The following is a 24,968-nucleotide window of genomic DNA, read 5'->3' as shown; positions in this document are numbered from 1 at the left end:
GTAGTAGCAACCCAATCCGCCATCAGCTCGATCATTGATGACACACTTACATACGTCGGCTACGATATCGATGACTTGGCCGTTAACGCAAGCTTTGAAGAAGTGATCTACCTGCTTTGGCACCAGCGCCTGCCAAAAGCGGATGAACTGGCGGAACTGAAGCAGCAATTGGCGGACAACATGGCCGTGCCACAAGCTGTGCTGGATCATTTCAAGACATATGACATCAAGAACGTCCACCCGATGGCGGCTCTTCGCACCGCGGTGTCCATGCTCGGCTTGTTCGACGAACAGGCGGAAGTGATGGAACCGGAAGCGAATTACAACAAAGCCATCAAAATCCAGGCGAAGATTTCGACGCTGGTGACGGCCTTCGGCCGCATCCGCAACGGCCAGGAACCGGTCGCACCGAAAACGGACCTGAGCTTCGCAGCCAACTTCCTGTACATGCTGTCCGGCGAATTGCCGGAAGCGATCGAAGAGGAAGCCTTCAACAAAGCCCTTGTGCTCCACGCCGACCACGAATTGAACGCTTCGACGTTCACGGCGCGTGTCGCAGTGGCGACGCTGTCTGACGTCTATTCCGGCGTGACAGCGGCCATCGGCGCATTGAAAGGCCCGCTTCACGGCGGCGCCAACGAACAAGTGATGAAGATGCTCACGGAAATCGGCTCGGTCGACAACGTAGAGAAGGTCATCACCGAAAAATTGGCGAACAAAGAGAAAATCATGGGCTTCGGCCACCGCGTCTACCGCAAGGGCGACCCGCGTGCGAAGCATCTGCGTGAAATGTCCCAGAAACTGACGAAGATCCGCGGCGAAGAAAAATGGTACGACATGTCGGTGAAAATCGACGACATCGTCACAGGCCAGAAAAACCTTCCGCCGAACGTGGATTTCTACTCGGCTTCGGTCTACCACAGCCTGAACATCGAACATGACCTGTTCACGCCGATCTTTGCGGTTTCCCGCACATCCGGCTGGCTGGCGCATATCCTTGAGCAGTACGCAGACAACCGCCTGATCCGCCCGCGCGCGGAATACATCGGGCCTGGCATGCAGACGTATGTGCCGGTTGAAGAAAGATAAAAGCTAACATATCCGTTCCATTCTTTGTAGGGACAATAGCGACTTTTCAACTTAACAACAACCCCAAAAGGCGATTCCTGTGTATACAGGAATCGCCTTTTTCATGTTCAAATGGATTATCCGCCGATATACGACATGCCGATTTTATTGCGGTTTTTCGCTGTCAATTCCGTGCGTTCGTCCGAGTAGCGGTCATCCCGGCGCTCCCAAACAGCCGAAATTTTCTCCAATAGCTCTTCATCGCTCAAGCCACTCCGTATCAACTCACGGATATCAAAATGGCCGGTAGCGAATAAACATGTATAGAATTTGCCGTCTGATGAAAGACGGGCACGTGTACAGGAGGAACAGAAGGATTCCGAAACGGAGGTGATGAATCCGACTTGAGCATTCCCTTCTTCAAAACGATAGCGCTTAGCCACCTCGCCGTAATAATCCTTATCGACAGGATCCAGCTTGTAGACTGTCTGGAGCTTCTCAAGAATCTGTTTTTTCGTTACGACTTTCTTGAAGCTCCAGCCATTATCATTGCCGACATCCATGAATTCGATGAAGCGCAGCGTAATGCCCCGCTCTTTGAAGTACGCTGTCATCGGAAGGATTTCGTGTTCATTGACATCTTTTTGGACGACCATATTCACTTTGATTTCAAAGCCAACCTGTTGGGCAAAGTCAATTTGCTTCAGGATATGCGATGGATCGACCCCTCTGCCGTTCAGCTTGCCGAAAAGCTCAGGATCAAGTGCATCCAGGCTGATGTTCAAGCGCCGCAGACCTGCATCGTAAAGTGCCTGCGCCTGATTACCCAAAAGCAGGCCATTCGTCGTCAAGCCGATATCCTCCACCCCATCCACCGACAGGATTTTCCCAACGAGTTCAGGCAATCCCCGGCGCATGAGCGGCTCACCGCCTGTCAGGCGAATCTTTTTGACCCCCATCTCCACAAAAACCTTGGTCAAACGATGGATTTCTTCAAACGACAATAATTCCTGTTTTGGCAAAAACGCATAATCATCACCGAAAACTTCTTTTGGCATGCAATAGGAACAACGGAAATTGCAGCGATCGGTAACCGAAATCCGCAGATCCCGTATTGGACGTTGAAATTGGTCCTCTATTGGTTTAATGGCCATTACGCCACCCCCTCTTTTAGTCATCGGGCTGATTCAGGTTGCGAAAAACGAGAGGATCTTCATGAATCTGTGAGGAATCAATCCACTCGGTAGTTACTTGTTCCATAAACTTCATGACGCGCAATTGGCCAGCCTCCAACTCCTGCTGCAACTGCTCTTTGACTCGAATATCCCAAATGCTGAACAACGGGATTTTTTCATCTGAATTCTTTACAGCTGTAATGTCGACGGAACTGTCTGCCAACGCCATCAGCTTAGCCGTTTCATCAGGCCCTACAAAAGGCATATCACAAGGCAGCACCACATACTTCCGGGCGCGTCTTGCAGACATTCCTGATAGGATTCCAGCTAAAGGCCCCTCTCCTGCAATCCAGTCGAGATCTGCGACGACATCCACTTCAGGCGGAAAACGCAGCATCAGCTCGGGCCTGGAAATGATGACCACATGGTCACAGACACCGGCCAACGCCTTGTATGCACGTTCATAGAACAACTCGCCTTCAACGGACGCAAAGGCTTTGGGTGAACCATACCGGCGTGATAGTCCGCCAGCCAGCAGGATGCCTACTGTCGCATTCATCCCCCGCTTACCGGTGGAATGAACGCCACGATATCTCCAGCTTCCAAAACATCCGTCGGCAATGCGTATTCTTCATTGACCGCCACGCGTGCAGCTCCTGAAAGGAAATCCGGGTATTTTTCAGTTGCCCACTGCCAAAGTTCCTCTACTGTCCGTCCAGCCATCTCCACTTGTTCCTCGGTAATTCCGGTCTGTTCCCGGAGTCCAGCAAAATAACGCAAGCTGATCATGTCAATTCCCCTTCCGGTTTTTTCTTTTGGTCGCCGATCCATTCTTCGCCGTCTTCCCATATTTCTTTTTTCCAGATTGGCACAATTTCTTTTATGCGTTCAATGGCGTATTCATTCGCCTCGTAAGCTGTTTTCCGGTGCGGTGACGAAACTGCGATGACGACCGCGATGTCGCTGATCTGCAGCTCTCCAATCCGGTGGGCAATCGCCACTTTCGTCCCTTCCCAGCGCTCTTCGATTTCTTCGCCGATCTGAGCCAGTTTCTTCTCTGCCATCGGCACATAGGCTTCATACGATAAATGCAGCGTTCGTACTCCTTTTGTCCATTCACGGACATGACCCGTAAACAAAGTGACGGCCCCCGCTTCAGGCCGCAGCACTAAATCTGCATAAGTTTGAGGATTGATCGCTTCTGTCACTATTTCATAGGCTTTCATTTCTGTCACCATCCATCCAATTAGTAAACCAAGATTGCACTTGCTTACTGTCATTCTGCAGAACCATTGGAATCTTGTCCAGTCCCAATATTTCCGGCGTGACCACTAATGCGATCTGTTTTAACTGCTGAAGCTCCACCCAATCTTCGGCTGAGCGCAGCAAAACGATTTTTTCATAATCAGCTTCTTTGAAGCCTTCCACTAATATCAAGTCCGGATTTCCCATTGATGCAAGAGCAATCAGTTCATCCAGAGTCGCTTCTTGTTTTCGCTGATGCAGTTGAACGACTCCTCCGCCATAAGCGATGGAACAATCAGCCCCTGCTTCAAATGACCGCATGCTGTCGGTTTCCGCGGCCGGCAGCTCAAGTGAACCTCCGTGGCCGTGATGCTTAATGGTAGAAACTTTTTTGCCTTTGTATTTCGCCTGTTTCAACAAATTCAATGTAAGAGTCGTTTTACCGCTGTTCTTGAAGCCGACCACCTGCAATATTTTTACAGCTGCCATTTGTCAGCCCCTTCTTCCATGCCTAGAAGCAGCACGTCGACTGCATCGCCCGATTGGAAACCGCGTGTGCCACCCGGAAGGACGATCAATGCATTGCCTCGTGCGATAGATGATACAGCATTCGACTTATTGAATCCAGCCGGTGTTGCTGTTTCCCCGTCATAAGAGGCACGGATAAAACGGGTAAATGGATTGGCTTTGGTGAAATCTTCTCCCAATACCGCTGTCGTGTGCGGCAAGTAAAGCTTGCCAGCCCCCATCATCTTCAAAAGCGCCGGACGAACAAACAGTTCAAATCCTGTGAAACAAGCGGATGGGTTGCCGGACAAACCGAACAGATAGCGGCCGTTCGCCACCGCGACGGTCGTCACACTTCCAGGGCGCATCGCCACTTTATTGAACAACACCTCGGCTCCGAGCCGTTCGTAGATGGCGGGCAGAAAATCGAAATCGCCGACGGAAACCCCTCCTGTAGTGATCAGGCAATCGGTCTCTTCGGCTGCTTGTTTGACCACTTCATAGCTTTCATCCAATCGGTCGATTGACATGCCGTACATTTTGCAGCGGAAGCCCATCCGCCTCAACTGCGCCACAATCATCGGTCCATTGCTGTTGCGTATTTTTCCAGGCACCAGTGCATCTCCAACCTCCAGTAATTCGGTTCCGGTGGACAAGATGCCCACAATCGGCTGTTTAGCCACTGATACCTGTGGATAGCCGAAAGTTGCAAGTAGCGCGATGGTTCCAGGGTTGATCAAGCTGCCGCTGTCGATGACCATTTCGTCTTGCCGAAGATCCTCCCCCTGCAAAGAAACATTTTCCAATGCTTCAAACGGCTTGCGGATGGTGATGCTGCCCGGTGACTCCACTGTCTGTTCGAACATCACGACTGCATCAGCGCCTTCTGGCAGCTGCGCTCCGGTCATGATGCGGATTGCTTCACCTGCACCCAACTTTTTGGTCGATACTTCTCCCGCTCCGATATGATCGATCACGGTGAAGGCGACCCGGTTATCTCCTGACGCTCCGCCGGAATCCACAGAACGGATTGCGTAGCCATCATAAGGAGACCGGTTGAACGGCGGCACATCACTGGAAGCAACGATCGGTTCAGCCAAGATGCGGCCATAGCTTTCTTCCAACTCCACCGTTTCAGTCCCCAGCGGAAAAGCATGATGCAATACTTTCTTGACCGCTTCGGCAACGGGAATCGGATTGCGTTTCTTAACCATTGTAGTCCATCTCCTTCAAGTTCGTTTTACTCTCCAAAAAAGCGTGAGTTTTTCCTATGTATATTTTCATGCGCCATCTGTCTGTCTTTCTCTTCTTAAGTATAGTCCTTATCGTATTAAACTTATACAAACCTAAGTAGGCTGTCAAACCGCCGTTTAGGAATAAAACAAAAAAAGCCTTGAAAAATGACGCTTTCAAGGCTGTTTCAGGAATTGTGTCCATCTTTTACTTATTGAAGGAATTGTTTCCCCATTCAATTGGCCGTTCCACTTTAATCGCTGACGACTTCAGGTGAAAGAGGTACTTTGATTTCTGCATTCTTGGCCCGGATCCGGCGGATATCGAGACGAATGACCAAAGAAATAACCAAGGCTATAACAAATAGGCCGGCGAAGAACAGCAGGCTGCTTTCATAGCTTCCGGTTTTATCCTTCATGAATGCAGCGAATAACGGTCCAGCCAGTCCCGCTGCTGCCCAGGCAGTCAGGATATAGCCGTGAATTGCTCCGAGCTGCTTGGTACCGAAAATATCTGCGATATATGCTGGAATCGAAGCGAACCCACCGCCGTAGCAAGTGTAGATAATGGCCAGCATGACTTGGAAGAAAATGGCATTGGTCGTGAATGGCAATAACGCGAATAACGCGATCTGGATCACGAAGAAGGCAGTATAGGTATTCGGGCGCCCGATATAATCGGAAATTGCAGCCCAGCCTAGACGGCCAAGGCCGTTAAAGATTCCAAGGACACCGACTAGCGCTGCGGCTTGAACAGTGGTCATGCCGATGCTGTCGATAGCCATTGGTTTTGCGGCCGATAAGATTGCGATGCCGCAAGTTACGTTGATGAACAGCATGAACCATAGATAATAAAAGCGCTTTGTTTTAACCGCTTCATTGGCTGTCAGCTGGGACAAATCGATTTTCCGTTCCGCTTTGCCACTGTTGACCTTTTCTTCAAAGCCTGCAGGCGCCCAGCCTTCTTCCGGTTTTTCCAGGTACAGAGATGACAGGACCATAATGGTTAAATAGGCAGCACCTAGAATATAAAAGGTCTGTTCCACTCCGACAGAAGTGATGAGCATTTCCATGATTGGGCTGCTGATGGCTGCAGCGAACCCAAAGCCCATGATCGCAAGACCAGTAGCTAAGCCGCGGCGGTCCGGGAACCATTTCACCAGGGTTGAAACCGGTGCAATATAGCCGATTCCAAGCCCGATTCCGCCGAGCGCTCCGTAAAAAACATAGAGCAGCGGCAAAGAGGAAGCGCTTACAGCAAACCCCGAGCCGATAATTCCAATCCCAAAGAAAAATGCGGCTACAAGTCCAGCTTTTCGCGGTCCATACTTTTCAACAAAGCTGCCGAAAAAGGCAGCAGACAATCCCAGGAACAGGATGGCGATACTGAACGTCAATTGCACTTGGCTGGTGGACCATCCAAACTGGTCGATCAATGGATTCGTAAAATTGCTCCATGCATACACAGAACCGATTGAAATATGTATCCCAACTGCAGATAACGCTATCAACCATCTGTTTTTCGGCTTCTTTTTCATCTTCCCCTAACCTCCTATTGTCGTTAATAAAAGCATATATAAAATGATTCCAGGCTTCGAAACCATTAGTTTTATTTTTTCCGGCTAATATTTGCCATGTGAAGAAGGGGGAAATTCCGGATTTAAACGTCGGAAAGATCGCTTAAATCCAGTCATCTTAATTTGGGAATATTAGGGAATATGATCATATCAGCTTACTGAATAGTAAGACGATTAGAAGCATAGCACCCATCCCTTTTTTTGTCACCTGATTTTATTTTTCATCAAACCGGAAGTTTCTTCCGTGACAATCCGCTCAGGGTGTGTATACAGATTAAACGATCCGCCGCGGATAAAGCCGACTGCCGTGATTCCCAGTTCATCAGCCAGCGTCAATGCCAATTCTGTCGGAGCCGATTTTGACAGAACGATTTCACAACCGATCTTTGCGACCTTGAGTAGAATTTCAGAAGAAATGCGACCGCTGAAAACGATGACTTTGTCCCGGACGTCGATCTTGTTCATCAAGCAATGCCCATAGATTTTGTCCAATGCGTTATGCCTGCCGATATCCATCCGCGAAACAATGATGCCGTTTGCATCACAGAGCGCCGCATTGTGGACGCCGCCCGTCTGCTTGAACATCTCCGCTGAAGCTGACATGTCATCCATCAGCTGAAAACAGTTTTGCGGTGTCAGGGTCACCCGGACATCGGACATTTTCTTGGCGATCATGGCGTCATGCGCAAAGACAAATCCCTGGCGGCTCATGCCGCAACAGGAACTGATGAACCGTTTATTCTGGAGCTGCTCGAAAAACGGATAGACTTTTTCAGCGGTAACATGAACCGTACCAGTCTTTTCATCCACCCGGATTTCCTGGATGTCCCGGTAATTGGGGATGATACGCTCAGAAACCAAAAAACCGATTGCCATCTCTTCCATGTGTTCAGGAGAACAGACGATGGTGATGAATTCCTTGCCGTTGATTTTGATGGTGGCCGGCTGTTCGACAACCACTCGGTCCTCTTTTTCAGTAAATGCCCCCTTCTCGTAGCGGAGGATTTTCCGTGTTTTATCTTGCTGCATCCGATTTGCCTCCCCCTTCGCCACTCTTATCGATTGGCCGGTCGAAAAGAAAGACAGATACTGCGATATCATCTTCAACTTTGATATCCGAAAACAGATGGACGAATTTCGCGCCGACCAGTTTCTCCATACCTTCAGGAGCAGCTGTGGCATAGACGCTCTGGATCATCCGCGTCCGTGCAGCGTGCACCATCTCCCTGCCTTCCGGTGTTCTGGCGATAAATTGTTCTGAAGGACTCAGGTTTCCATACAAAGTCGCGATGGCCATGTCATTTACAAAGATCGTCTGGATGCGCTCCGGCCCTTTACCGAAAAGGTTTTTCCGCAGCTTTCGAATGATGTCATTAAACTCATGGATCTGTCTGGACATATGGATCTTCTCCTCTTTCGGACTCGTTTTTTTGACTATTTGAACTTCTAGTTGTGCATCTCCATTTTACTGTTTATAATAATAGCATATGTTGGTCTTGCCGTACTTTGATGCGGCAGCGCTTTCACTTTACCCTATACGGTCGGATTGGTCATTTAACAAGTCCTGTTAAGACACTATTCCACTATGAAACAGATGCACTTGTCAAGTGTGCTCTTCATAGTGGATTTTTTTATTCCAAAAAGGAGGTTTTGACATGTCCATCAAAATTAACGGCTCCCCTGTCGAATTCGAACAGGGGAAAACCATTTTACAGGTGCTGAACGAAGAAAAAATTCTTCACCCGCAAATCTGTTATATGCCTGAAGTCGATCCGATCGAGACCTGCGATACGTGCATCGTCGAAGTTGACGGAAAGCTTGTCCGCGCCTGCTCGACTCCGGCAACCGCCGGAATGGAAGTTCAACTGGCTTCTCCTCGTGCCAAGGAAGCGCAGACAGAAGCCATGGACCGGATTCTCGAAAACCACTTGCTGTACTGCACAGTCTGCGACAATAACAACGGCAATTGCAAAGTCCATAATACCGTCGACATGATGGAAATCGAGCATCAAAAATATCCGTTTGAACCGAAATGTTCGGTCGACGAAGTCGACTTGACCAATCCCTTCTACCGCTACGATCCGAACCAGTGCATCGCCTGTGGCCAATGCGTAGAAGTCTGCCAGAACCTGCAGGTCAATGAAACACTGACAATGGACTGGTCGCGCGACCGGCCCATCGTCCTATGGGATGGCGGCGCCAAAATCAATGATTCTTCTTGCGTCAGCTGCGGCCAATGCGTAACCGCCTGCCCATGCAACGCCTTGATGGAAACGTCGATGCTCGGAGAAGCAGGCTTCATGACTGCCATTCCCGAAAAGATCCTGCAGCCAATGATCGATTTAGTGAAAGATGTTGAACCTGGATACAGCGGCATCATGGCGGTATCGGATGCCGAAGCGAAGATGCGTGAGACACGCACGAAAAAAACCAAAACGGTTTGTACGTTCTGCGGCGTCGGCTGTTCATTTGAAATTTGGACAAAAGACCGGGAAATCCTCAAGATCCAGCCGGTTTCAGAAGCTCCGGCAAATGCGATTTCCACATGCGTCAAAGGCAAGTTCGGCTGGGATTTCGTCAACAGCGAAGAACGCATCACCACTCCCCTGATCCGTAAAAATGGCGAGTTTGTCGAAGCCAGCTGGGAAGAGGCGCTTGATCTGGTCGCTTCGAAGTTCAAAACGATCAAAGAAGAGAACGGCAAAGATTCCATCGGCGTCATCTCGTCTTCAAAAATCACCAATGAAGACAATTACATCATCCAAAAGCTGAGCCGACAGGTATTTGAAACGAATAACGTCGACAATTGCTCGCGCTACTGCCAATCACCTGCGACGGACGGATTGTTCCGCACAGTCGGAATGGGCGGCGATGCCGGTACGATCAAAGACATCGCGAGCGCCGGACTTGTTATCATCGTAGGAGCCAATCCTGCAGAAGGCCATCCCGTATTAGCGACTCGCGTCAAACGCGCCCATAAATTGCACGGCCAGAAATTGATTGTGGCCGATATGCGGAAAAATGAAATGGCTGAACGCTCGGATATATTCATTACACCGAAACAAGGCACGGACCAGGTTTGGTTGATGGCGGTCACGAAATACATGATCGACCAGGGCTGGCACGATCAGCAATTCATCGATGACAATGTCAATTATTTCAATGACTTTAAAGAAGTGCTCGACCAATACACATTGGAATATGCCGAACAACGCAGCGGCGTGTCGAAAGAAACCCTGATCCGTACAGCTGAAATGATCCGTGATGCGGATGGCACCTGTATCCTTTGGGGAATGGGCGTCACGCAAAACACCGGCGGCTCAGATACTTCCGCAGCAATTTCCAATCTGTTGCTGGCAACAGGAAACTATCGCCGTCCGGGTGCAGGCGCTTACCCGCTTCGCGGCCATAATAACGTGCAAGGTGCCTGCGACATGGGTTCATTGCCAGGGTGGCTGCCAGGTTATCAGCATGTGACCGATGACAATGCCCGCCAGAAATTTGAACAAGCATACGGTGTGAAGATCGATGACAAGCCGGGTATGGACAATATCCAGATGCTGCAAGCCGTTGATGAAGGCATCATGAAAGCGATGTATGTGGTCGGTGAAGATATGGCTTTGGTGGATTCCAACGCCAACCATGTAGATGAGGTGTTGTCGAAACTCGACTTTTTCGTCGTGCAAGACATCTTCTTCTCGCGGACCGCACAGTATGCAGATGTCATTCTTCCCGCAGCGCCATCGCTTGAAAAAGACGGCACTTTCACCAATACAGAACGCCGCGTCCAGCGTCTATACAAAGCGCTTCCGGAACTAGGCCAGTCAAAAGCGGACTGGTGGATAGTCCAGGAAATCGCCAATCGTCTGGGTGCAGGCTGGAACTACAGCCATCCAAGTGAAATTTTTGCGGAAATGGCCAGTCTGTCTCCCTTGTTCGCGAAAGCGGATTACGCTTCTATGGAAGGCTGGAACAGCTTCCTTTGGGGCAGCCTCGAAGGAGAAAGCACGCCGCTCCTGTATGTCGATGGCTTTAATTTCCCGGATAAAAAAGCACGCTTCGCCTTATCCGATTGGGTGGAACCCGTTGTCTTCCCAGAAGAATATGATCTTCATATCAATAACGGACGCCTGTTGGAACATTTCCATGAAGGCAATATGACCGATAAATCCAGAGGCATCATTTCGAAACTGCCAGAGACCTTCGTTGAAGTATCTCCGCAACTGGCAAAAGAACGCGGGCTTGAAGACGGATCAACTGTCCGACTTGTCTCCCCTTACGGCGCATTGAAACTGCCGGTCATTGTAACCAAACGAGTGAAAGGAAACGAACTGTTCCTTCCGATGAACTCGACGAAAAAAGAAACGGCCATCAATTTCCTGACAGGCCCTGCCGTCGATCAACGGACCAATACGCCGGCCTACAAGCAGACCAAAGTCCGTATGGAAGTGCTGAAGGATCATGTTAAACGCCCGTTGCCAAAATCGAATCCGCGGGATAAGAAACGGACGCCAGTATCCGGCATTGAAGTGGAACGCAAATGGGCACGTGAAGGCTATGTGCATTTGACAGATCAACGATAGAAAGGTGATGTCCTATGGCAAGTCCAATAACGCAGATCAAGAAGAAGGAATGGACCGCTGAAGAAATCCGTCAGCAAAAGCTTTATGAACTGGAAACATTGATTGCCGAACAGGATCAGGCACTCAATAAACTGTTAGCCATCACGGGGGATTTGGACGATGCAGGCGTTCTCGATGCGATTCTAGCGATGGTCAAAGCAAAAGAAGGCATTGCTGAAGTGGTGATGGAACAAGCGACGCGTGAACCGGTGACCAATCTCATCAATAACATGATGAGTGCTGCCGGTGCATTGACGGCAATTGACCCCGCGTCAACGGGCAAACTGGCTTCAAGTGTCGTGAACGGCTTGAAAGAAGCGGAAACGCAGAATCAGAACGGCAAAAAACTCGGCGTGTTTCAGCTGTTGAAGGCCTTTAGAGATCCTGATATCAACCGCACCATCAAGTTCGGCCTTAACTTCCTGAAAGGCATGGGAAAAGGATTGGATCGTTAAGAATTTCGAAATGCATATTTATCTATAGAAACAGCCGCAGCTTTGAAGAAAGCCGCGGCTGTTTTTTACTTTCTACTGGTGAATCAAACAGCAACCTCAAAACGCCTCTATTATATAGAAGGAACTGTATAGAGTTTGTGGGTGATTCCCCTCTTCCCTCCAGCCTAAGCATAGGATTCATCTGCCGCTATTTTTGTGTTCCTTCTATATATAACTCTGTAGGTTTATTGCTCGTGTATAACAACTCTTTCCCCTACATAACTTTCTATGGGTGTTTTAGAAAATTAGATTGCAACAACCTGTCAGAATACTCGAACTCCTTTGTCGCTGAATATGTGCTTTTATCATCAAATACTCGCTTTTATCCATTTTTCAAGACAACTCTCCCTTTCTGTTATATATTAATTAACAAGAAAACAAACTGTATTAATACAGATTGTTAATTAATTTCTCAAATCAGAAAGGGATGGATGACATGACAACAAACAAACAACAACAAATCGAGGAACTGAATAAAAGCTGGGAACAGGACGAACGCTGGAACGGCATTGAACGTTCGTATACAGCTGAGGAAGTTGTAAAACTTCGCGGTTCGATCCAGATAGAACATACATTGGCGAGAAAAGGCGCTGAACGATTGTTTAAATCGATTCATGAAGAAGATTTTGTAAATGCTTTGGGTGCTCTAACTGGTAACCAGGCAGTTCAACAGGTTAAGGCAGGCTTAAAAGCAATCTACCTGAGCGGCTGGCAAGTAGCTGCAGATGCTAACTCTGCAGGCCAAATGTACCCAGACCAAAGTTTGTACCCTGTCAATTCAGTACCAGATGTAGTAAAGAAAATTAACCAAGCGCTTCAACGTGCAGATCAAATCGACGGCGTTGAAGGTACAGAAGGTTTTGACTGGTTCGCACCAATCGTAGCAGATGCTGAAGCTGGCTTTGGCGGACCGTTGAATGTCTACGAATTGATGAAAGCGATGATCGAAGCAGGCGCTGCTGGCGTACACTTTGAAGACCAATTGGCTTCCGAGAAAAAATGCGGACATTTGGGCGGCAAGGTATTGCTTCCAACTCAAAATGCGATTAGAAATTTGGTTTCTGCTCGATTGGCGTCTGATGTACTTGGCGTACCGACCATCATCATCGCGCGTACGGATGCAGATGCAGCTGACTTGATCACAAGCGACATCGATCCACGCGACCATGCCTTCATCACAGGCGAACGCACACCAGAAGGCTTCTACCGTACGAACGCTGGTATCGACCAAGCTATTGCACGCGGCCTGGCATACGCACCTTATGCGGATCTTGTCTGGTGTGAGACTTCTCACCCGAACCTGGAAGAAGCTCAACAATTCGCGGATGCGATCCATGCAGAATTCCCAGGCAAATTGCTTGCTTACAACTGCTCGCCTTCATTCAACTGGAAAGCAAAGCTTGATGAAGAAACAATTGCGAAATACCAGGTTGAACTTGGCAAGATGGGCTACAAGTTCCAGTTCGTTACACTGGCTGGCTTCCACTCATTGAACCACAGCATGTTCGAACTTGCTCACGATTACAAAGACAACGGCATGGCGGCATACTCGAAACTGCAGCAAGCTGAATTCGCCAACGAATCGAAAGGCTACACAGCAACACGTCACCAGCGTGAAGTTGGGACAAGCTACTTCGATGAGATCTCACAGATCGTATCTGGTGGAACAAGCTCAACTACAGCTATGAAGGGCTCGACTGAAACAGCTCAATTCACAACAACTAAGTAAGCGAACAATACCTGTCGATTAGCATCCATTCCTACGCCACGGCATTCAAACCAAACTAACCTATTGGAGGAGATCATTATGAAAACGACTAAAACATATGAGACACGCTCAATGAAAGAATGCCGCGAGTGCGGATGCGAAATCAAGGAGCAGCACCAGTCAATCATTTACGAATGCGAACGCTGCATGTGCAAGCAAGACGAATAGAACTTACAAAACCCACTCGGCAGATCGAGTGGGTTTTGTTTTGCCTTTTTACTTTTTAAGTGCCTTCAAGATCAGGAAATTCGGGCTTTTCATCAGCCTGCCGTATTGTTCGGGTGCCAGTTCCTTGAATAGCTGTGTGGGTTTCGGCTCTGTTACATGTTCAATTGAAAATTCAACAAGCAAATTGTTGAGGACCTCACTCAACGGCCTTCTGTAAAATGGCACATGATAGGTCTTTCCAGCTTTATTCCATTGATCGACAATCAGCTCGGTGGAAAAATACTGTGATTCCTCCAAAAGCTGAAGATCTGTCAACGGATGATGGATCGACAACAAAAAGCTCCCGCCCCGCTTCAATACCCGACTGAGTTCAGCAAAAACAGCCGGCCAGTCCTTCAAGTAATGCAGTGTCAGCGAACTGACGATAAAATCAAAGCTGTGGTCCTCAAATGGCAAGGGTTCTTCCAAGTCCAGACAGTGCACATCAGCATTTTCACCCATCAGCTTTTTAGTGGAAGCGATCATTTCAGGACTCATGTCAACGCTCGTCACTTGCGCCCCTCTGTCGGCTAATTGCCGGGAATACCAACCTGCCGAACAACCCGCGTCGAGTACACGTTGCCCGCCCAGATCAACCGGAATATGCTGCATCATTGCAGGTCTTTCATATTGCGTATTGTACAGGTTGTTCGCGTCTTCCATCGTTTCATAGACGCCTGCCAATTCGTTGAATGTCTCCAGCACTTGCTTTTTCATCGTTCATCCCCCTGAGTCATCAATTTTTCCGCTTCTTGTCTGTTGATTTTGTACAGCACATGCTTTTTCAACGGACTCTCTTGCCCCAGCTTCGGATGCTCGAACTCGCCTATTTTTGTCATTCCAATCCGCTTCATGACGGTTTCAGAGGGTTGGTTGATCACCGAAGTGAACGAATAGACTTGAGTCATGCCCAGCGGACCGAACGCATAGGTTAAACAGGCTCTCGCCCCTTCGACAGCGTAGCCCTGTTTCCAAAAGCGTTTCTCCAGCCGCCATCCGATTTCCGCTGCTCCCTGTCCTTCAATCGGCATTGTTATTTCAAGCAGCCCGATAAAGCCGATAAACACTCCATCTTCTTTCCGATCCACTGCCCACATTGTATAGCCTTTTTCCTCCATATGCGTTTCGAATCGCCCAATCAACCGGGCAGCTTCTTCTTTTGCCAACGGCTTCGGAAAATACTGCATCACTTCCGGATCCGCAGTCATAACTGCGAACGGATTCCGGTCCCTTTCTTTCCAGCACCTAAAACCCAGCCGCTGTGATTCAAAAAGATATTTTGTGCCCATTCGCTTCCCCCTTTCTTCCAGTGGTATCTCCTTTTCCTTTAATTATATTTTACCAGAAACAGTCATTTCCGAAAGCTGTACACGCCATTGTCACTTTCAAGGCTCTAATTCAGCAAAAACTCGTATTAAGTTCAAAATTTAAAAAATAAAGATTGCAAAATGCATTATTTTTTTGCATTATTATAGATAGAGATAATTATTAATGCAAAAATATTTTGCGGTAACTTTTTTCTCCTTAATTTATACCTTCATTTCCATCCTTTCAACAATTTGTTCCGTTAAAAAATACAGAGAAGATTGGGGCAATAAAAAAATGATCGTTAAAAATTTCTTCATCCACCTATCAGAAAACCAACTCTTAAATAAAGCAGCACAAAACTACGGCTTCAAGCTGGGCGCCCACAGTGTCGTAGCCGGAACCAATATCGAAGAAGCTATTGACAGCATCAAGGAATTGAATGCACAAGGCATCAGCTGCACCATCGATAATCTAGGGGAATTTGTCCACGACAAAGCAGAAGCACTGGAAGCTAAAAATCAGATCCTGGGTGTCGTGGATGCCATCCATAACCATCAAGTGGATGCGCACATTTCCTTAAAGCCGTCACAACTCGGATTGGATATCGATTATGATTTTTGCTTGGAAAACATTAAAGAAATTGTCGCTAAATCAGCCGACTATGGTATTTTCATCAATTTTGATATGGAAAACTATGCGCGCCTTCAACCTTCATTTGACTTATTGGATGAATTGTCGAAAGACTTCAATAATATTGGGACGGTCATTCAATCCTATTTCATCAGAGCTGAAGAAGATATCAAGAAATACAGCAATTACCGGTTGCGCATTGTCAAAGGCGCATACAAAGAGCCGGAAGAAGTGGCATATCAAAGCAAAGAAGAAATCGATGCCAACTTCATTGAATTGATCGAATACCACTTAGTGAATGGCAAATTCACCTCTATTGCGACACATGACCATAACGTCATCGAACATGTGAAGCAATTTGTGGTTGACCACAACATTCCAAACGAAAAATTTGAATTCCAGATGCTTTACGGCTTCCGTAAGGAAATGCAGTTGGAGCTTGCCAAACAGGGCTATAATTTCTGTACATATATTCCTTTCGGGACAGACTGGTATGGCTATTTCATGCGCAGACTGGCAGAACGTCCACAGAACTTGAACTTGGTCGTAAAGCAGGTATTCACCAAAAAGACCAATGCAGCGATTGGCATGGTTGCCGGAGCATTCCTGCTCGGCCGTCTGGTTGGGAAGAAATCGTAAGCCACATTCTGAGGTCAAATCCGCTTTGACGGAGATTACCACGGACCGATGAACCTATGAAATGAAAAAAACCTGCAGGCCTTCAAAAGGCTTGCAGGTTTTTTCAATAGGTGGATTCATTTCGGATTCTCTTTATCCATCTGCAGGATAAGTGACTGTACCATCCTTATCCACAACTGCCTCTGCTCCCCACATGCCCACTTTGTGCTCAACAATATCAACGGTTCCATTTTTTCCATCGATGATGTGCAAAACACGGTGACCATTCGCGGTCAGGTAATTGCTGATCAGCAACCGGTGGCAGCGTGCAGGGTGACGTTCCGAACAGCAGTAAGCCGTCCGTTTGACAGCTGCTTTCTCCAGCAGTTCTTCAATGCCTTCTTGAAATTCTTCCGTCAACGTATAATCCGCATAGTTGTGAAAAGACTGGTTGCGCCAGCCTGCATTGCGGTCTTCCTGTCCGTCTTTCGATTTCCGGCGTCTGCCGCCAAGTTTCGGAAGGTGTTCATAAGTGATTCCTTCAGCTTCAAGCCAGACAGGAAATTCATCTTTGGAAAACTGCGGCCATTTGCGGCTTCCTGGAAACGCCCGGACATCTCCCAGGAGTTCGATGCCCGTTTCTTTCAGCATAGCATCGAACACTTCCCGTGAGTGGCTTGAATGGCCGATGGTATAGATATCCATTTAGAAAAACCGCCTCCCCAATTCGTTCTTTCTTTCCTATTCCTTCGAATAGAAGCAATTAAACATGGAGAAGAGAGGCGATGCATCAGATTTCGATGACTTTTATCGTAGAACCGATTTCTTCCTGTGCGGAATCATGAACCCATTCATGCGGAAAATAGCCAAGTGGATTACAGATGCAGTCGATGCCTTTGTACTCCTCATGATACCGGGTGTGGATATGCCCGAAAATCAATTTTTTCACGCCATATTTTTCAGCCAGCTCCCCGACGCCCTTATTTCCCATCATGGCATTGAAGAAATCCCAAGCAGGGTCGTTTTTTACTTGGACAAAATGGGCAAATGGCACAAAATGACTGACCAGGATGATGTTCTTTTTCTGATTGGCCATCAGCCAGTTTTCCAGCTTCTTCAAATACTTTCCGGTGATTGCCGCATCATTCTCCCGCCAATGGGCATGAATTTTGTCGGGCCAAGTAGAATTGTTGAATTGCCCGGTGGAAAACTGTTCATCTGTAAACTCTTCCATACCGAATGTATAGTCGTACCACCCGCCATCACCGATTACAACCCATTCTTCGTTCAAGTCGACCGGCCCATTGCCAAGATTGCCACCAAACTGCAGCAGCTGATGATAGGCATCAAGCAGCATCCTCGTGATATACATCGTGGTTACCGTGGACGTAAAGGACCCGGGTCTTGGAAAGGCTGCTTTGCAGGCGATTTAACAGAGCCAGACTCTTTTCGGGGCCTGAAGTCATATCACCACTGATGATAAATACATCAGGTTCATGCCGATCCAGCCATTCCTGCAACAACCCGAAAACATCAGCGCCGGACCTTTTACGGTTCAAACCTTCGTGTATATCAGATAAGATGGCGATCTTCATTTGTCATTCCCCCTTCAACCGATTAACGAAAGCGTTTCATCCACTGCTCGAAATTATCAACTACTGTATCCAAGAAAGCTACAGTCGCTTCATCTGTGATATTCCCTGCTTCATCCATTTTCGTATGAACTGCACCGATATAGACTTCATTGCCGATCAGTACAGGCGATTGCAGCCCTGGCGCGAAAAGGATATCACGCAAATGCATCTGGGCTTTGACCGTCCCTAAATTGCCCATAGAAGCGCCCATGATCCACGAAGGTTTGCCGATCATCACTTTATCGACGCGCGACAGCCAATCGATGGCATTGCCCAGCACACCCGGAATGGTCGAGTTGTATTCAGGCGTCACCCACAACACAGCATCCGCTTTTTTTACAGTGGTCTTGAAATCTGTGATTTCCTTCGGCTCATTGTTCTCGATATCCTGGCTGTATAACGGCAAGACGCTCAAATCCAGGATCTTCATCTCAAAACGGCTGCCATAGCGCTTCTGGACAAACTCCGCTAATTTTCTGTTGAACGAATCTTTCCGTACGCTTCCTACGATTACTGCAACTTTCATATACTTTTCCTCCTCATTGGCTTTTATAAATATCCGCATCAGCCTCCAGTATAGACTATTCAGTCAATACTGGCAGAGAAAAAGCATTCCATAATCACGTGTCACTCCCGCGTCATTTCTTATTCCGATAAAGATACATCGTGAGCGGTGCAAAAATAGCCGTCATGATAGCCGAAACCAGCAGAACACCGGCCACTTGCTGCCAGGTTCCCGTTCCATGCATAAATCCACGGACCGCTGTTGCCAGAATTGAAATGGGGTTGCTGTTTACAAATCCCTGAAGCCACGTGGGAAGCGTATCCGGTTCCACAAAGACATTGCTGATGAAAGTCAGCGGCATCAAGACAAGGAAACTGATCATCATCAATGATTTTTCCGAACGTACGATTAAACCGAAAGTCGTCCAAATCCATGAAAGGCTGAATGAAAAAATCAGCACCAGCACAATGGCAAAGCCGACACCCCATAGACCGCCCTCCGGCCGAAAGCCAAGCATCAATCCAAGTGCAATCATAATGATAGAAGCCATCGAGTAGCGGATAACATCCACCAGCAAAGCACCGATTAAGGCAGACGGCAGCCAAATCGGCAACGTCCGGAACCTGTCAAAGATGCCTTTTCGTATGTCGTTGTTCAGATCGATTCCTGTGTACATCGTAATTTGGGCAACAGTCATGACCAGTATGCCCGGCAGAAGAAACTGCAGATAGTCAGTGGTCGAGCCTGCGATGGCACCCCCGAAAAGATACGTGAACATCAGCAGGAATATGATCGGAAATACGGTGACATCAAACATCTGTTCAGGAACATGTTTGATACGCAATAAAGCACGCGATGCAAAAGCCATCGTCGAAGACCAGGCATTCGGCGGCTCGGGCCTTGCACCTGAAGCAATCGCCTGCAGCAGCCGCTCATCGGTGCCTGTATCGGTCTCCGTCGACTCGCGTGTTTGCAGATGTACAGTCATAAGATCTCCTCCCCGGAATCTTGTTGTTGCTCAGCAGACTGGCCTGTCAACGTCAGGAACACTTCGTCAAGGCTTGGACGTCCCAGTGAAAAATCACTGACTTCAATATGCTGTCGAGCAAATTCGGCCAGTGATTCTGCTACTAGTGCAGAATCATCAGCTTGAGCTGTCAATGAGGTGGAATCCGCACCCAGGCGAACGGATGCATCCAGCTTTTCTTCAAGTATCGTTCTGGCCCGGTGCTGGTCTTCGGCATGGACAAGTTGGACATTCAAAGTGCCACGGCCGACCGATGCCTTCAACTCACTGCTGGTACCTTCTGCGATGATTTTGCCGTGATGGATCACGCCGATCTGGTCCGCCAGCTGATCGGCTTCCTCCAAGTATTGCGTTGTCAGCAAAACCGTCGTCCCCGCACGGACCAGCGCACGGATGATATCCCAGACCTGGTTGCGGCTGCGGGGGTCGAGTCCGGTAGTCGGTTCATCCAAAAACAGTAAATCCGGTGTCACCACAATACTGGCCGCAATATCGATGCGCCGACGCATCCCACCTGAATAGTTTTTCACCTGACGTTTTGCCGCATGGTCCAGTCCAAAAGCTTCTAATAATTCAATTGCCCTGACCTTTGCCTGTCTGCGTGTATAGCCCATCAACCGGGCAATCAGCATCAGGTTCTCGATACCGGTCAAATCTTCATCGATCGAGGCGTACTGTCCTGTAAGACTTATGCGCCTCCTGATGGCAGCACTGTCAGAAACCAAATCATGGCCAAAAACCCGGGCGCTGCCGGCATCAACCGGAAGCAGTGTTGCCAGCATCCGGATGGTGGTGGTTTTACCGGCTCCGTTCGGGCCAAGAAAGCCATAGACTGTCCCTTTTTGGATCGCCAGATCGACGCCATCGACCGCGCGCTCTTTGCCAAATACTTTCACCAACCCAGTCGCTTCAATGGCCCAGTCATTGCTTTGCAGGAACTTTTTGTCTTTCTTCAAAATCCTCACCTTCTTCTCTTGATTTAGGGTTACGTTATAGAATGGATTTTAAAGCGATTCCCCAGAAAAAATGATTATGTACGAACTGAATGACAGATATGCCTCTCCTCTCCACTCTACTTATTTCGTTTTCCTTTTGCCGCACCTGATTTCATATGACCTATTATACCAAACATTTGTTCTTATTAATAGTGGGAATAGTCAGTTATTTTTAAGTTAAGGGATTTTCGCAGCACTTCAACTTCTGTTACACAAAGTACCCATAACAAAAAGGCCAAATGCAAGTATTTTTGCATTTGGCCTTGAAGAAATTATTTATTAATTTGGAACGAGCGATTCATTCTGTATCGGGGCATTCTTCAACGAAATACCGACAACATCACCTGTATTAAACCGTGAGGCAAAAACCGATTCGTGGATGGTCCACGTCTCTTCCCCGACCTCTACCGTATAATGGATTTCATGGCCCTGATACTGGACAAAAGACACTACACCCTGCAGGCCATCATTTTCTGCAGACATCAGCAAAAACTGTTCCGGCCGAACAGGATAGATGCCGCTTTTCTTGAAGCTGTCTGCCACACCGAGGTCCGGCCAGACATTTTTCGGATCGATGGCCGGTACGAATCGGTCATTTTGCCATTTTCCTTTCACCAAATTGCATTTGCCGACAAACGTCGCAACGAATTCCGTCTCGGGGCGTGTATAAAGGACTTCCGGGGGCGCTATCTGCTCAATCCTGCCCTGGTTCATGACGACGATCTTATCCGCGATGGCCAGCGCTTCTCCCTGGTCATGCGTCACAAAAACGATGGAAGCTTCCGTTTCCCGGTGCAGTTTTTGGATTTCCTTGCGCATCTCCATGCGCAGCTCGACATCCAGCGCACTCAGCGGCTCGTCCATCAGCAGCAGATTCGGCAGCGGAGCAATGGCTCGCGCCAGTGCAACACGCTGCTTTTGGCCGCCTGAGAGCTCTGACGGGTAACGGTCGGCCAGCGCATCCAACCCGACCAGCTTCAATACATCTCCAATCCGCTCTTGAAGTTCTTTCTTGCCTTCCCTGATTTTATTCGGATGGTAGCTGAGCGGAAATTTGACATGTTCCGCCACTGTCATATGTGGCCACAAGGCGAACGATTGGAACACCATGCCGATATTGCGCTTTTCTGGCGGCAGCACTCGTTTTGTCGATGCCAGAATTTTATCGTCCATTTCGATGGTCCCGTCAGTCGGCCCCATAAAGCCTGCCAACAACTTCAATAAGGTCGTTTTGCCGCATCCGGAAGGACCCAGCACCGCAATAAACTCACCATCCTTGATTTCCAGATCGATCGAATGGAGTGCAGTGAATGAACCATATTTTTTTGATACATTATTCACTTTAATCATTTGGTTTTCAGCACCTTTCTGTCCCAAAGCTTGCCAAGCAGCATAAACAATCCACCACCGAGCAGAATAGCCAGTACCAATACGGTTGAAAACGCGGTGGAATAGGTGGAATAGCCCGCCTGCTCGTAGCCGAAGATCACAACACCGACCGTTTCAGAGCCGGATGACCACAACAAACTGGAGACCGTCAATTCAGTGAGCGCCATCAGAAACACCAGCAACGCCCCGCTGAGAATGCCCGGAAACAGCAATGGCAATAAAATCCGACGCCATTTCACCCAGCCGACTGCGCCTGAAGTCCTCGCCGCCTCTTCCATGGAAGGGTCTATCTGAAGAAATGCAGTATAGCTCCCTCTGACTTGCAGCACCAGGAAACGAGTGGCATAAGCGATGAATAAGATCCATACGGTGCCATAAATTCCTGGATTCCATCCCGGAACCGGCTCCAACCACATAAAGATCATACAAAGTGCAAACACCGTACCAGGCAACGCAAACGGAACGGTCATAAAAAGCTCTGCGGCTTTCGTGCTCCAGTCCGGATGTTTAAAACGCAAATACGCCATTGCCGTCCCAAGCACCAAACACACCAGCATGGTGAAAAAAGCCAACTGCAGGCTATTCGATAATGCCGATAAAGGCTTGGAATCCGTCAAAAAGACGTACTCATAATTCCGCAACGATAAATTCTCCAGATTGAATGGTACGCCGTAAGCCGAGATGAGCGATAAAGCCCCCATCGTGATCAGCGGCATCAAACTCGTTACCAACAGAAAAGTCCACAAGGAGATTTCCAACAACTTTTGCTTGCCGGCTGATAAATGGATGCGCGGCGTCGAATCACTTCTATTCGTCTCATTGACGCGGCTGCGGCGCAGCAGAAACCATTGGAATACCGTCCCGACCAACGCAATGACGCCTAGAATAACAGACAACACAGCCGCCCGCGAAAATGCGGAAGGGCCGAATCCGACAACCTGCTCGTAAATATAAGTGCTTAAGACCCGGATGTTCGCAGGTGTCCCGAGAAATGCAGGTATCCCGAAGTTATCCAGGTTCGACAGGAACGCAATCAACCCACCACTGGCAATGCCGGGTAGCGCCAAGGGCAGAACGACTTTCCATAACGCACGTTTTTTCGAAAGGCCGCTAGTTGCAGCTGCTTCTTCCAGTTCACGCGGAATTTTCCGGAATACGTTGACGGTAAACAAATATACAAGTGGATAATGCGATATTCCAAGCAGCAGGATGATTCCGCCAATGCTGTACAAGTTCGGTGCTTCCAAACTGCCTGGAAGCCAGGACAGCATCGCGTTCACCGGGCCCGAAGCGCTGAAAAATTGTGTCCAGGCCAACGTTGTAATATAGGACGGAATGATGAACGGCAGGAAGATAAAAAGCTGCATCGCCCTTTTTCCGCTCAGCTGGACATAAGCGACAATCCAGGAAAATAAGACGCCAAGCGCCAGTGCCAGGATTGTCGATCCCGCTACGATGACCAAGGTATTCTGCACCGTCTTCCAGGTCGCAGGCTCTCTCAGGATTTCCGTGTAATAGTGCAGCGTCAGCGAACCGTCATCTACAAAACTTAAAAAGACGAGCCGCAGCACCGGCAGCAGGAAAAACACGAAAATCACCAGCAGACCGATCACTTTATAGATGCTATTTTTTTGAAAAAAGAGAGAAAAAGAGGAATCCCTCTTCTTTCTCTCTTCAACCATTGGCTGTTTTGCTGTCATATCGGTAACTCCTCGCATCGAAATTCAAGTTATTCTATTGTCCAAAAATCTGTCCGAATTCCGCTTTATCTTCATCACGCGTTTCCAACAATTCAACTGCTTCTGCATCCAGAATGGTCATCTCATCCAATGTCTTCAAGCCTTCTGGTGCTTCAATACCTTCACGGATCGGTGTATAGCCCAAGTCTGAAGCCAATTGCTGGCCTTCCTCCGAAAGAATGAAATCTACAAACGCTTTGGCTGCTTCTTCATTTTCAGTATTGGCCATGATGCCCACCGGTTCTGTAATGACCGGGACGCCTTCTTCTGGATATACCAATTCGACTGGAGAACCGTCACTCTTAGCGCGTGCCGCCAAATAATCGACGATCATGCCGTAATTCTTCTCGCCTGTCGCAACGCTTTCCAGCACTGCTCCATTGCCTTGCGTAATCGTAATATCGTTGCCACGAAGTGATTCATAGAATTCCCAACCGAGGCCGTCCTGGCGCGTCATTACACCCAGGTTATAAGCGGCTGCACCGGAGTACAATGGACTTGGCATGACTGCCTGTCCGCTGGTCGCTTCATCAGTCAGGATGCTCCAGCTGGTCGGAAGATCTGTCACTTCATTGGTGTTGACGATCAGGCCTGTTGCCATAATTTTGGTGCCGGCATAAGTGCCGTCCGGATCGACGAATGCTTCGTCGATGGCTTCTGCTTCCGGCGATTCATATGCCAGCAGCAGCTCTTCTGCCTTGAAATTCTCGAAAGTCACTGAATCGGCCACCAATAGAACATCCGCTTGTATATTGCCGCCTTGGTTCTCCGCTTGGATCTTTGAGACGACTTCTTCAGTACCTGAACGGAAAATGCTGACATCCACTTCCGGATTCTGTTCTTTAAAAGCATCCACCAAAGCCTGTGCATCCGCGTCCGGCTGAGACGTATAGAAATCAAGGGTACCGGAGACACCCTCTCCATTTTCTGCAGGTGCCGTTTCCGTCGCGATGTCATCTCCGCCGCACGCTGCTAAAAATGCTGCCAGGCACAATGATGCCGAACCAAAAAAGATTTTCTTCATATCAATTCCCCCTCATTTTTGTAACGGCCTTTTGTATTTATTATGTAAAGACTCTCTATCAGTATAGGGCTGAATTATGAAGCCTTTGTTAAGCTGATATTAAGAAATATTATTTCGTGCTGGTAGAGCGCTTTCATTTCACATGATGCAGTACACACTCCTATTAATTCTGCTAGTTATTGCCTTATATAGCAACTATAATTT

Annotated in this window: 25 protein-coding genes; 5 read left to right on the top strand and 20 right to left on the bottom strand. The window is 48.3% G+C overall.

The genetic code is table 11. The annotated features are described in order from the left end of the window. Positions 1–1,089: citrate synthase (gene citZ, locus ACRC6Q_RS08810; RefSeq protein WP_431466303.1), on the top strand; the 1,089-nt coding region annotated here is incomplete at its 5' end. Between the two features lie 116 nt (positions 1,090–1,205). Here citZ and moaA read toward each other — a convergent pair. From moaA to ACRC6Q_RS08765, 9 genes are all read right to left on the bottom strand, one after another. Beyond that, positions 1,206–2,222: a GTP 3',8-cyclase MoaA gene (moaA, locus tag ACRC6Q_RS08805; protein ID WP_431466302.1), complete on the bottom strand. Its 1,017-nt coding sequence runs from the start codon at positions 2,220–2,222 to the stop codon at positions 1,206–1,208. A gap of 16 nt (positions 2,223–2,238) precedes the next feature. Beyond that, positions 2,239–2,802, bottom strand: coding sequence for a molybdenum cofactor guanylyltransferase (locus ACRC6Q_RS08800; protein ID WP_431466301.1), 564 nt, complete (start codon positions 2,800–2,802; stop codon positions 2,239–2,241). Next, a complete protein-coding gene (moaD, locus tag ACRC6Q_RS08795; protein WP_431466300.1) occupies positions 2,799–3,032 on the bottom strand; it encodes a molybdopterin converting factor subunit 1 in 234 nt (77 codons plus the stop codon). The genes ACRC6Q_RS08800 and moaD overlap by 4 nt, the downstream gene beginning before the upstream one ends. Further along, entirely contained in the window at positions 3,029–3,469 is a 441-nt protein-coding gene (locus ACRC6Q_RS08790) for a molybdenum cofactor biosynthesis protein MoaE (RefSeq protein WP_431466299.1), read from the bottom strand. Before ACRC6Q_RS08790 ends, moaD begins: the two co-directional genes overlap by 4 nt. Beyond that, positions 3,456–3,977 carry a molybdopterin-guanine dinucleotide biosynthesis protein B gene (gene mobB, locus ACRC6Q_RS08785; protein ID WP_431466298.1) on the bottom strand — a complete coding sequence of 174 codons (522 nt, stop codon included), beginning with the start codon at positions 3,975–3,977 and terminating at the stop codon, positions 3,456–3,458. The genes ACRC6Q_RS08790 and mobB overlap by 14 nt, the downstream gene beginning before the upstream one ends. Beyond that, on the bottom strand, positions 3,965–5,209 hold the full coding sequence (locus ACRC6Q_RS08780; RefSeq protein WP_431466297.1) for a molybdopterin molybdotransferase MoeA: 1,245 nt from the start codon (positions 5,207–5,209) through the stop codon (positions 3,965–3,967). The genes mobB and ACRC6Q_RS08780 overlap by 13 nt, the downstream gene beginning before the upstream one ends. A gap of 272 nt (positions 5,210–5,481) precedes the next feature. Next, positions 5,482–6,765 (bottom strand): L-lactate MFS transporter, encoded by a 1,284-nt coding sequence (locus ACRC6Q_RS08775; protein WP_431466296.1) that lies wholly within the window; start codon positions 6,763–6,765, stop codon positions 5,482–5,484. A 243-nt stretch (positions 6,766–7,008) separates the two neighbouring features. Next, positions 7,009–7,833, bottom strand: a complete 825-nt coding sequence (gene fdhD, locus ACRC6Q_RS08770) for a formate dehydrogenase accessory sulfurtransferase FdhD (protein WP_431466295.1) — start codon at positions 7,831–7,833, stop codon at positions 7,009–7,011. Further along, positions 7,820–8,203 carry a DUF2294 domain-containing protein gene (locus ACRC6Q_RS08765; protein ID WP_223642966.1) on the bottom strand — a complete coding sequence of 128 codons (384 nt, stop codon included), beginning with the start codon at positions 8,201–8,203 and terminating at the stop codon, positions 7,820–7,822. The genes fdhD and ACRC6Q_RS08765 overlap by 14 nt, the downstream gene beginning before the upstream one ends. Before the next feature lie 256 nt (positions 8,204–8,459). Between ACRC6Q_RS08765 and fdhF the strand changes: the two genes are divergently transcribed. From fdhF to aceA, 3 genes are all read left to right on the top strand, one after another. Next, entirely contained in the window at positions 8,460–11,387 is a 2,928-nt protein-coding gene (fdhF, locus tag ACRC6Q_RS08760; protein WP_431466294.1) for a formate dehydrogenase subunit alpha, read from the top strand. 14 nt (positions 11,388–11,401) lie between these two features. Continuing rightward, a complete protein-coding gene (locus tag ACRC6Q_RS08755; protein WP_431466293.1) occupies positions 11,402–11,881 on the top strand; it encodes a DUF1641 domain-containing protein in 480 nt (159 codons plus the stop codon). A gap of 475 nt (positions 11,882–12,356) precedes the next feature. Further along, positions 12,357–13,649 carry an isocitrate lyase gene (gene aceA / locus ACRC6Q_RS08750; protein WP_223642972.1) on the top strand — a complete coding sequence of 431 codons (1,293 nt, stop codon included), beginning with the start codon at positions 12,357–12,359 and terminating at the stop codon, positions 13,647–13,649. 255 nt (positions 13,650–13,904) lie between these two features. Here aceA and ACRC6Q_RS08745 read toward each other — a convergent pair whose 3' ends face one another. Together ACRC6Q_RS08745 and ACRC6Q_RS08740 are read right to left on the bottom strand one after the other, a co-directional pair. Further along, the gene (locus tag ACRC6Q_RS08745; protein WP_223642976.1) at positions 13,905–14,612 is read right to left on the bottom strand and encodes a class I SAM-dependent methyltransferase; all 708 of its coding nucleotides are present in this window, start codon (positions 14,610–14,612) and stop codon (positions 13,905–13,907) included. Beyond that, positions 14,609–15,184, bottom strand: coding sequence for a GNAT family N-acetyltransferase (locus ACRC6Q_RS08740; protein ID WP_431466292.1), 576 nt, complete (start codon positions 15,182–15,184; stop codon positions 14,609–14,611). Before ACRC6Q_RS08740 ends, ACRC6Q_RS08745 begins: the two co-directional genes overlap by 4 nt. A gap of 313 nt (positions 15,185–15,497) precedes the next feature. Between ACRC6Q_RS08740 and ACRC6Q_RS08735 the strand changes: the two genes are divergently transcribed. Next, positions 15,498–16,472: a proline dehydrogenase family protein gene (locus ACRC6Q_RS08735; RefSeq protein ID WP_223642980.1), complete on the top strand. Its 975-nt coding sequence runs from the start codon at positions 15,498–15,500 to the stop codon at positions 16,470–16,472. Positions 16,473–16,604: 132 nt separating this feature from the next. On the opposite strand, the gene ACRC6Q_RS08730 is transcribed toward ACRC6Q_RS08735, so the two are convergent. The 9 genes from ACRC6Q_RS08730 to ACRC6Q_RS08690 form a co-directional block, all read right to left on the bottom strand. Then, positions 16,605–17,156 (bottom strand): DUF488 domain-containing protein, encoded by a 552-nt coding sequence (locus ACRC6Q_RS08730; protein ID WP_223642982.1) that lies wholly within the window; start codon positions 17,154–17,156, stop codon positions 16,605–16,607. A gap of 85 nt (positions 17,157–17,241) precedes the next feature. Further along, positions 17,242–17,823: a metallophosphoesterase gene (locus ACRC6Q_RS08725; protein ID WP_431466291.1), complete on the bottom strand. Its 582-nt coding sequence runs from the start codon at positions 17,821–17,823 to the stop codon at positions 17,242–17,244. Then, entirely contained in the window at positions 17,798–18,046 is a 249-nt protein-coding gene (locus ACRC6Q_RS08720; RefSeq protein ID WP_431466290.1) for a metallophosphoesterase family protein, read from the bottom strand. The genes ACRC6Q_RS08725 and ACRC6Q_RS08720 overlap by 26 nt, the downstream gene beginning before the upstream one ends. Positions 18,047–18,068: 22 nt before the next feature. After that, a complete protein-coding gene (locus ACRC6Q_RS08715) occupies positions 18,069–18,611 on the bottom strand; it encodes an NADPH-dependent FMN reductase (protein WP_431466289.1) in 543 nt (180 codons plus the stop codon). A 112-nt stretch (positions 18,612–18,723) separates the two neighbouring features. Continuing rightward, the gene (locus ACRC6Q_RS08710; RefSeq protein WP_431466288.1) at positions 18,724–19,578 is read right to left on the bottom strand and encodes an ABC transporter permease; all 855 of its coding nucleotides are present in this window, start codon (positions 19,576–19,578) and stop codon (positions 18,724–18,726) included. Next, the gene (locus ACRC6Q_RS08705) at positions 19,575–20,573 is read right to left on the bottom strand and encodes an ATP-binding cassette domain-containing protein (protein WP_263298723.1); all 999 of its coding nucleotides are present in this window, start codon (positions 20,571–20,573) and stop codon (positions 19,575–19,577) included. Before ACRC6Q_RS08705 ends, ACRC6Q_RS08710 begins: the two co-directional genes overlap by 4 nt. Positions 20,574–20,891: 318 nt before the next feature. Continuing rightward, positions 20,892–21,962: an ABC transporter ATP-binding protein gene (locus ACRC6Q_RS08700; RefSeq protein ID WP_298827399.1), complete on the bottom strand. Its 1,071-nt coding sequence runs from the start codon at positions 21,960–21,962 to the stop codon at positions 20,892–20,894. Continuing rightward, entirely contained in the window at positions 21,959–23,701 is a 1,743-nt protein-coding gene (locus tag ACRC6Q_RS08695; protein WP_298827402.1) for an ABC transporter permease, read from the bottom strand. The genes ACRC6Q_RS08700 and ACRC6Q_RS08695 overlap by 4 nt, the downstream gene beginning before the upstream one ends. Before the next feature lie 34 nt (positions 23,702–23,735). Continuing rightward, entirely contained in the window at positions 23,736–24,764 is a 1,029-nt protein-coding gene (locus ACRC6Q_RS08690; protein ID WP_298827405.1) for an ABC transporter substrate-binding protein, read from the bottom strand. Between the last annotated feature and the right edge of the window lie 204 nt (positions 24,765–24,968).

Source organism: Planococcus sp. SE5232, from assembly GCF_050686535.1.
Classification (GTDB): domain Bacteria; phylum Bacillota; class Bacilli; order Bacillales_A; family Planococcaceae; genus Planococcus.
This window is presented reverse-complemented; position numbering and strand designations above follow the sequence as displayed.

Coding starts and splice junctions, on each gene's coding strand:
- moaD (WP_431466300.1), bottom strand. CDS start 3,032: ATGATCAGCTTGCGTTATTTTGCTGGACTCCGGGAACAGACCGGAATT.
- ACRC6Q_RS08710 (WP_431466288.1), bottom strand. CDS start 19,578: ATGACTGTACATCTGCAAACACGCGAGTCGACGGAGACCGATACAGGC.
- ACRC6Q_RS08730 (WP_223642982.1), bottom strand. CDS start 17,156: ATGGATATCTATACCATCGGCCATTCAAGCCACTCACGGGAAGTGTTC.
- ACRC6Q_RS08725 (WP_431466291.1), bottom strand. CDS start 17,823: ATGTATATCACGAGGATGCTGCTTGATGCCTATCATCAGCTGCTGCAG.
- ACRC6Q_RS08765 (WP_223642966.1), bottom strand. CDS start 8,203: ATGTCCAGACAGATCCATGAGTTTAATGACATCATTCGAAAGCTGCGG.
- ACRC6Q_RS08700 (WP_298827399.1), bottom strand. CDS start 21,962: ATGATTAAAGTGAATAATGTATCAAAAAAATATGGTTCATTCACTGCA.
- ACRC6Q_RS08775 (WP_431466296.1), bottom strand. CDS start 6,765: ATGAAAAAGAAGCCGAAAAACAGATGGTTGATAGCGTTATCTGCAGTT.
- moaA (WP_431466302.1), bottom strand. CDS start 2,222: ATGGCCATTAAACCAATAGAGGACCAATTTCAACGTCCAATACGGGAT.
- ACRC6Q_RS08755 (WP_431466293.1), top strand. CDS start 11,402: ATGGCAAGTCCAATAACGCAGATCAAGAAGAAGGAATGGACCGCTGAA.
- ACRC6Q_RS08745 (WP_223642976.1), bottom strand. CDS start 14,612: ATGAAAAAGCAAGTGCTGGAGACATTCAACGAATTGGCAGGCGTCTAT.
- ACRC6Q_RS08720 (WP_431466290.1), bottom strand. CDS start 18,046: ATGAAGATCGCCATCTTATCTGATATACACGAAGGTTTGAACCGTAAA.
- ACRC6Q_RS08790 (WP_431466299.1), bottom strand. CDS start 3,469: ATGAAAGCCTATGAAATAGTGACAGAAGCGATCAATCCTCAAACTTAT.
- ACRC6Q_RS08735 (WP_223642980.1), top strand. CDS start 15,498: ATGATCGTTAAAAATTTCTTCATCCACCTATCAGAAAACCAACTCTTA.
- ACRC6Q_RS08740 (WP_431466292.1), bottom strand. CDS start 15,184: ATGGGCACAAAATATCTTTTTGAATCACAGCGGCTGGGTTTTAGGTGC.
- ACRC6Q_RS08695 (WP_298827402.1), bottom strand. CDS start 23,701: ATGACAGCAAAACAGCCAATGGTTGAAGAGAGAAAGAAGAGGGATTCC.
- fdhF (WP_431466294.1), top strand. CDS start 8,460: ATGTCCATCAAAATTAACGGCTCCCCTGTCGAATTCGAACAGGGGAAA.
- fdhD (WP_431466295.1), bottom strand. CDS start 7,833: ATGCAGCAAGATAAAACACGGAAAATCCTCCGCTACGAGAAGGGGGCA.
- mobB (WP_431466298.1), bottom strand. CDS start 3,977: ATGGCAGCTGTAAAAATATTGCAGGTGGTCGGCTTCAAGAACAGCGGT.
- ACRC6Q_RS08715 (WP_431466289.1), bottom strand. CDS start 18,611: ATGAAAGTTGCAGTAATCGTAGGAAGCGTACGGAAAGATTCGTTCAAC.
- ACRC6Q_RS08780 (WP_431466297.1), bottom strand. CDS start 5,209: ATGGTTAAGAAACGCAATCCGATTCCCGTTGCCGAAGCGGTCAAGAAA.
- ACRC6Q_RS08800 (WP_431466301.1), bottom strand. CDS start 2,802: ATGAATGCGACAGTAGGCATCCTGCTGGCTGGCGGACTATCACGCCGG.
- ACRC6Q_RS08690 (WP_298827405.1), bottom strand. CDS start 24,764: ATGAAGAAAATCTTTTTTGGTTCGGCATCATTGTGCCTGGCAGCATTT.
- aceA (WP_223642972.1), top strand. CDS start 12,357: ATGACAACAAACAAACAACAACAAATCGAGGAACTGAATAAAAGCTGG.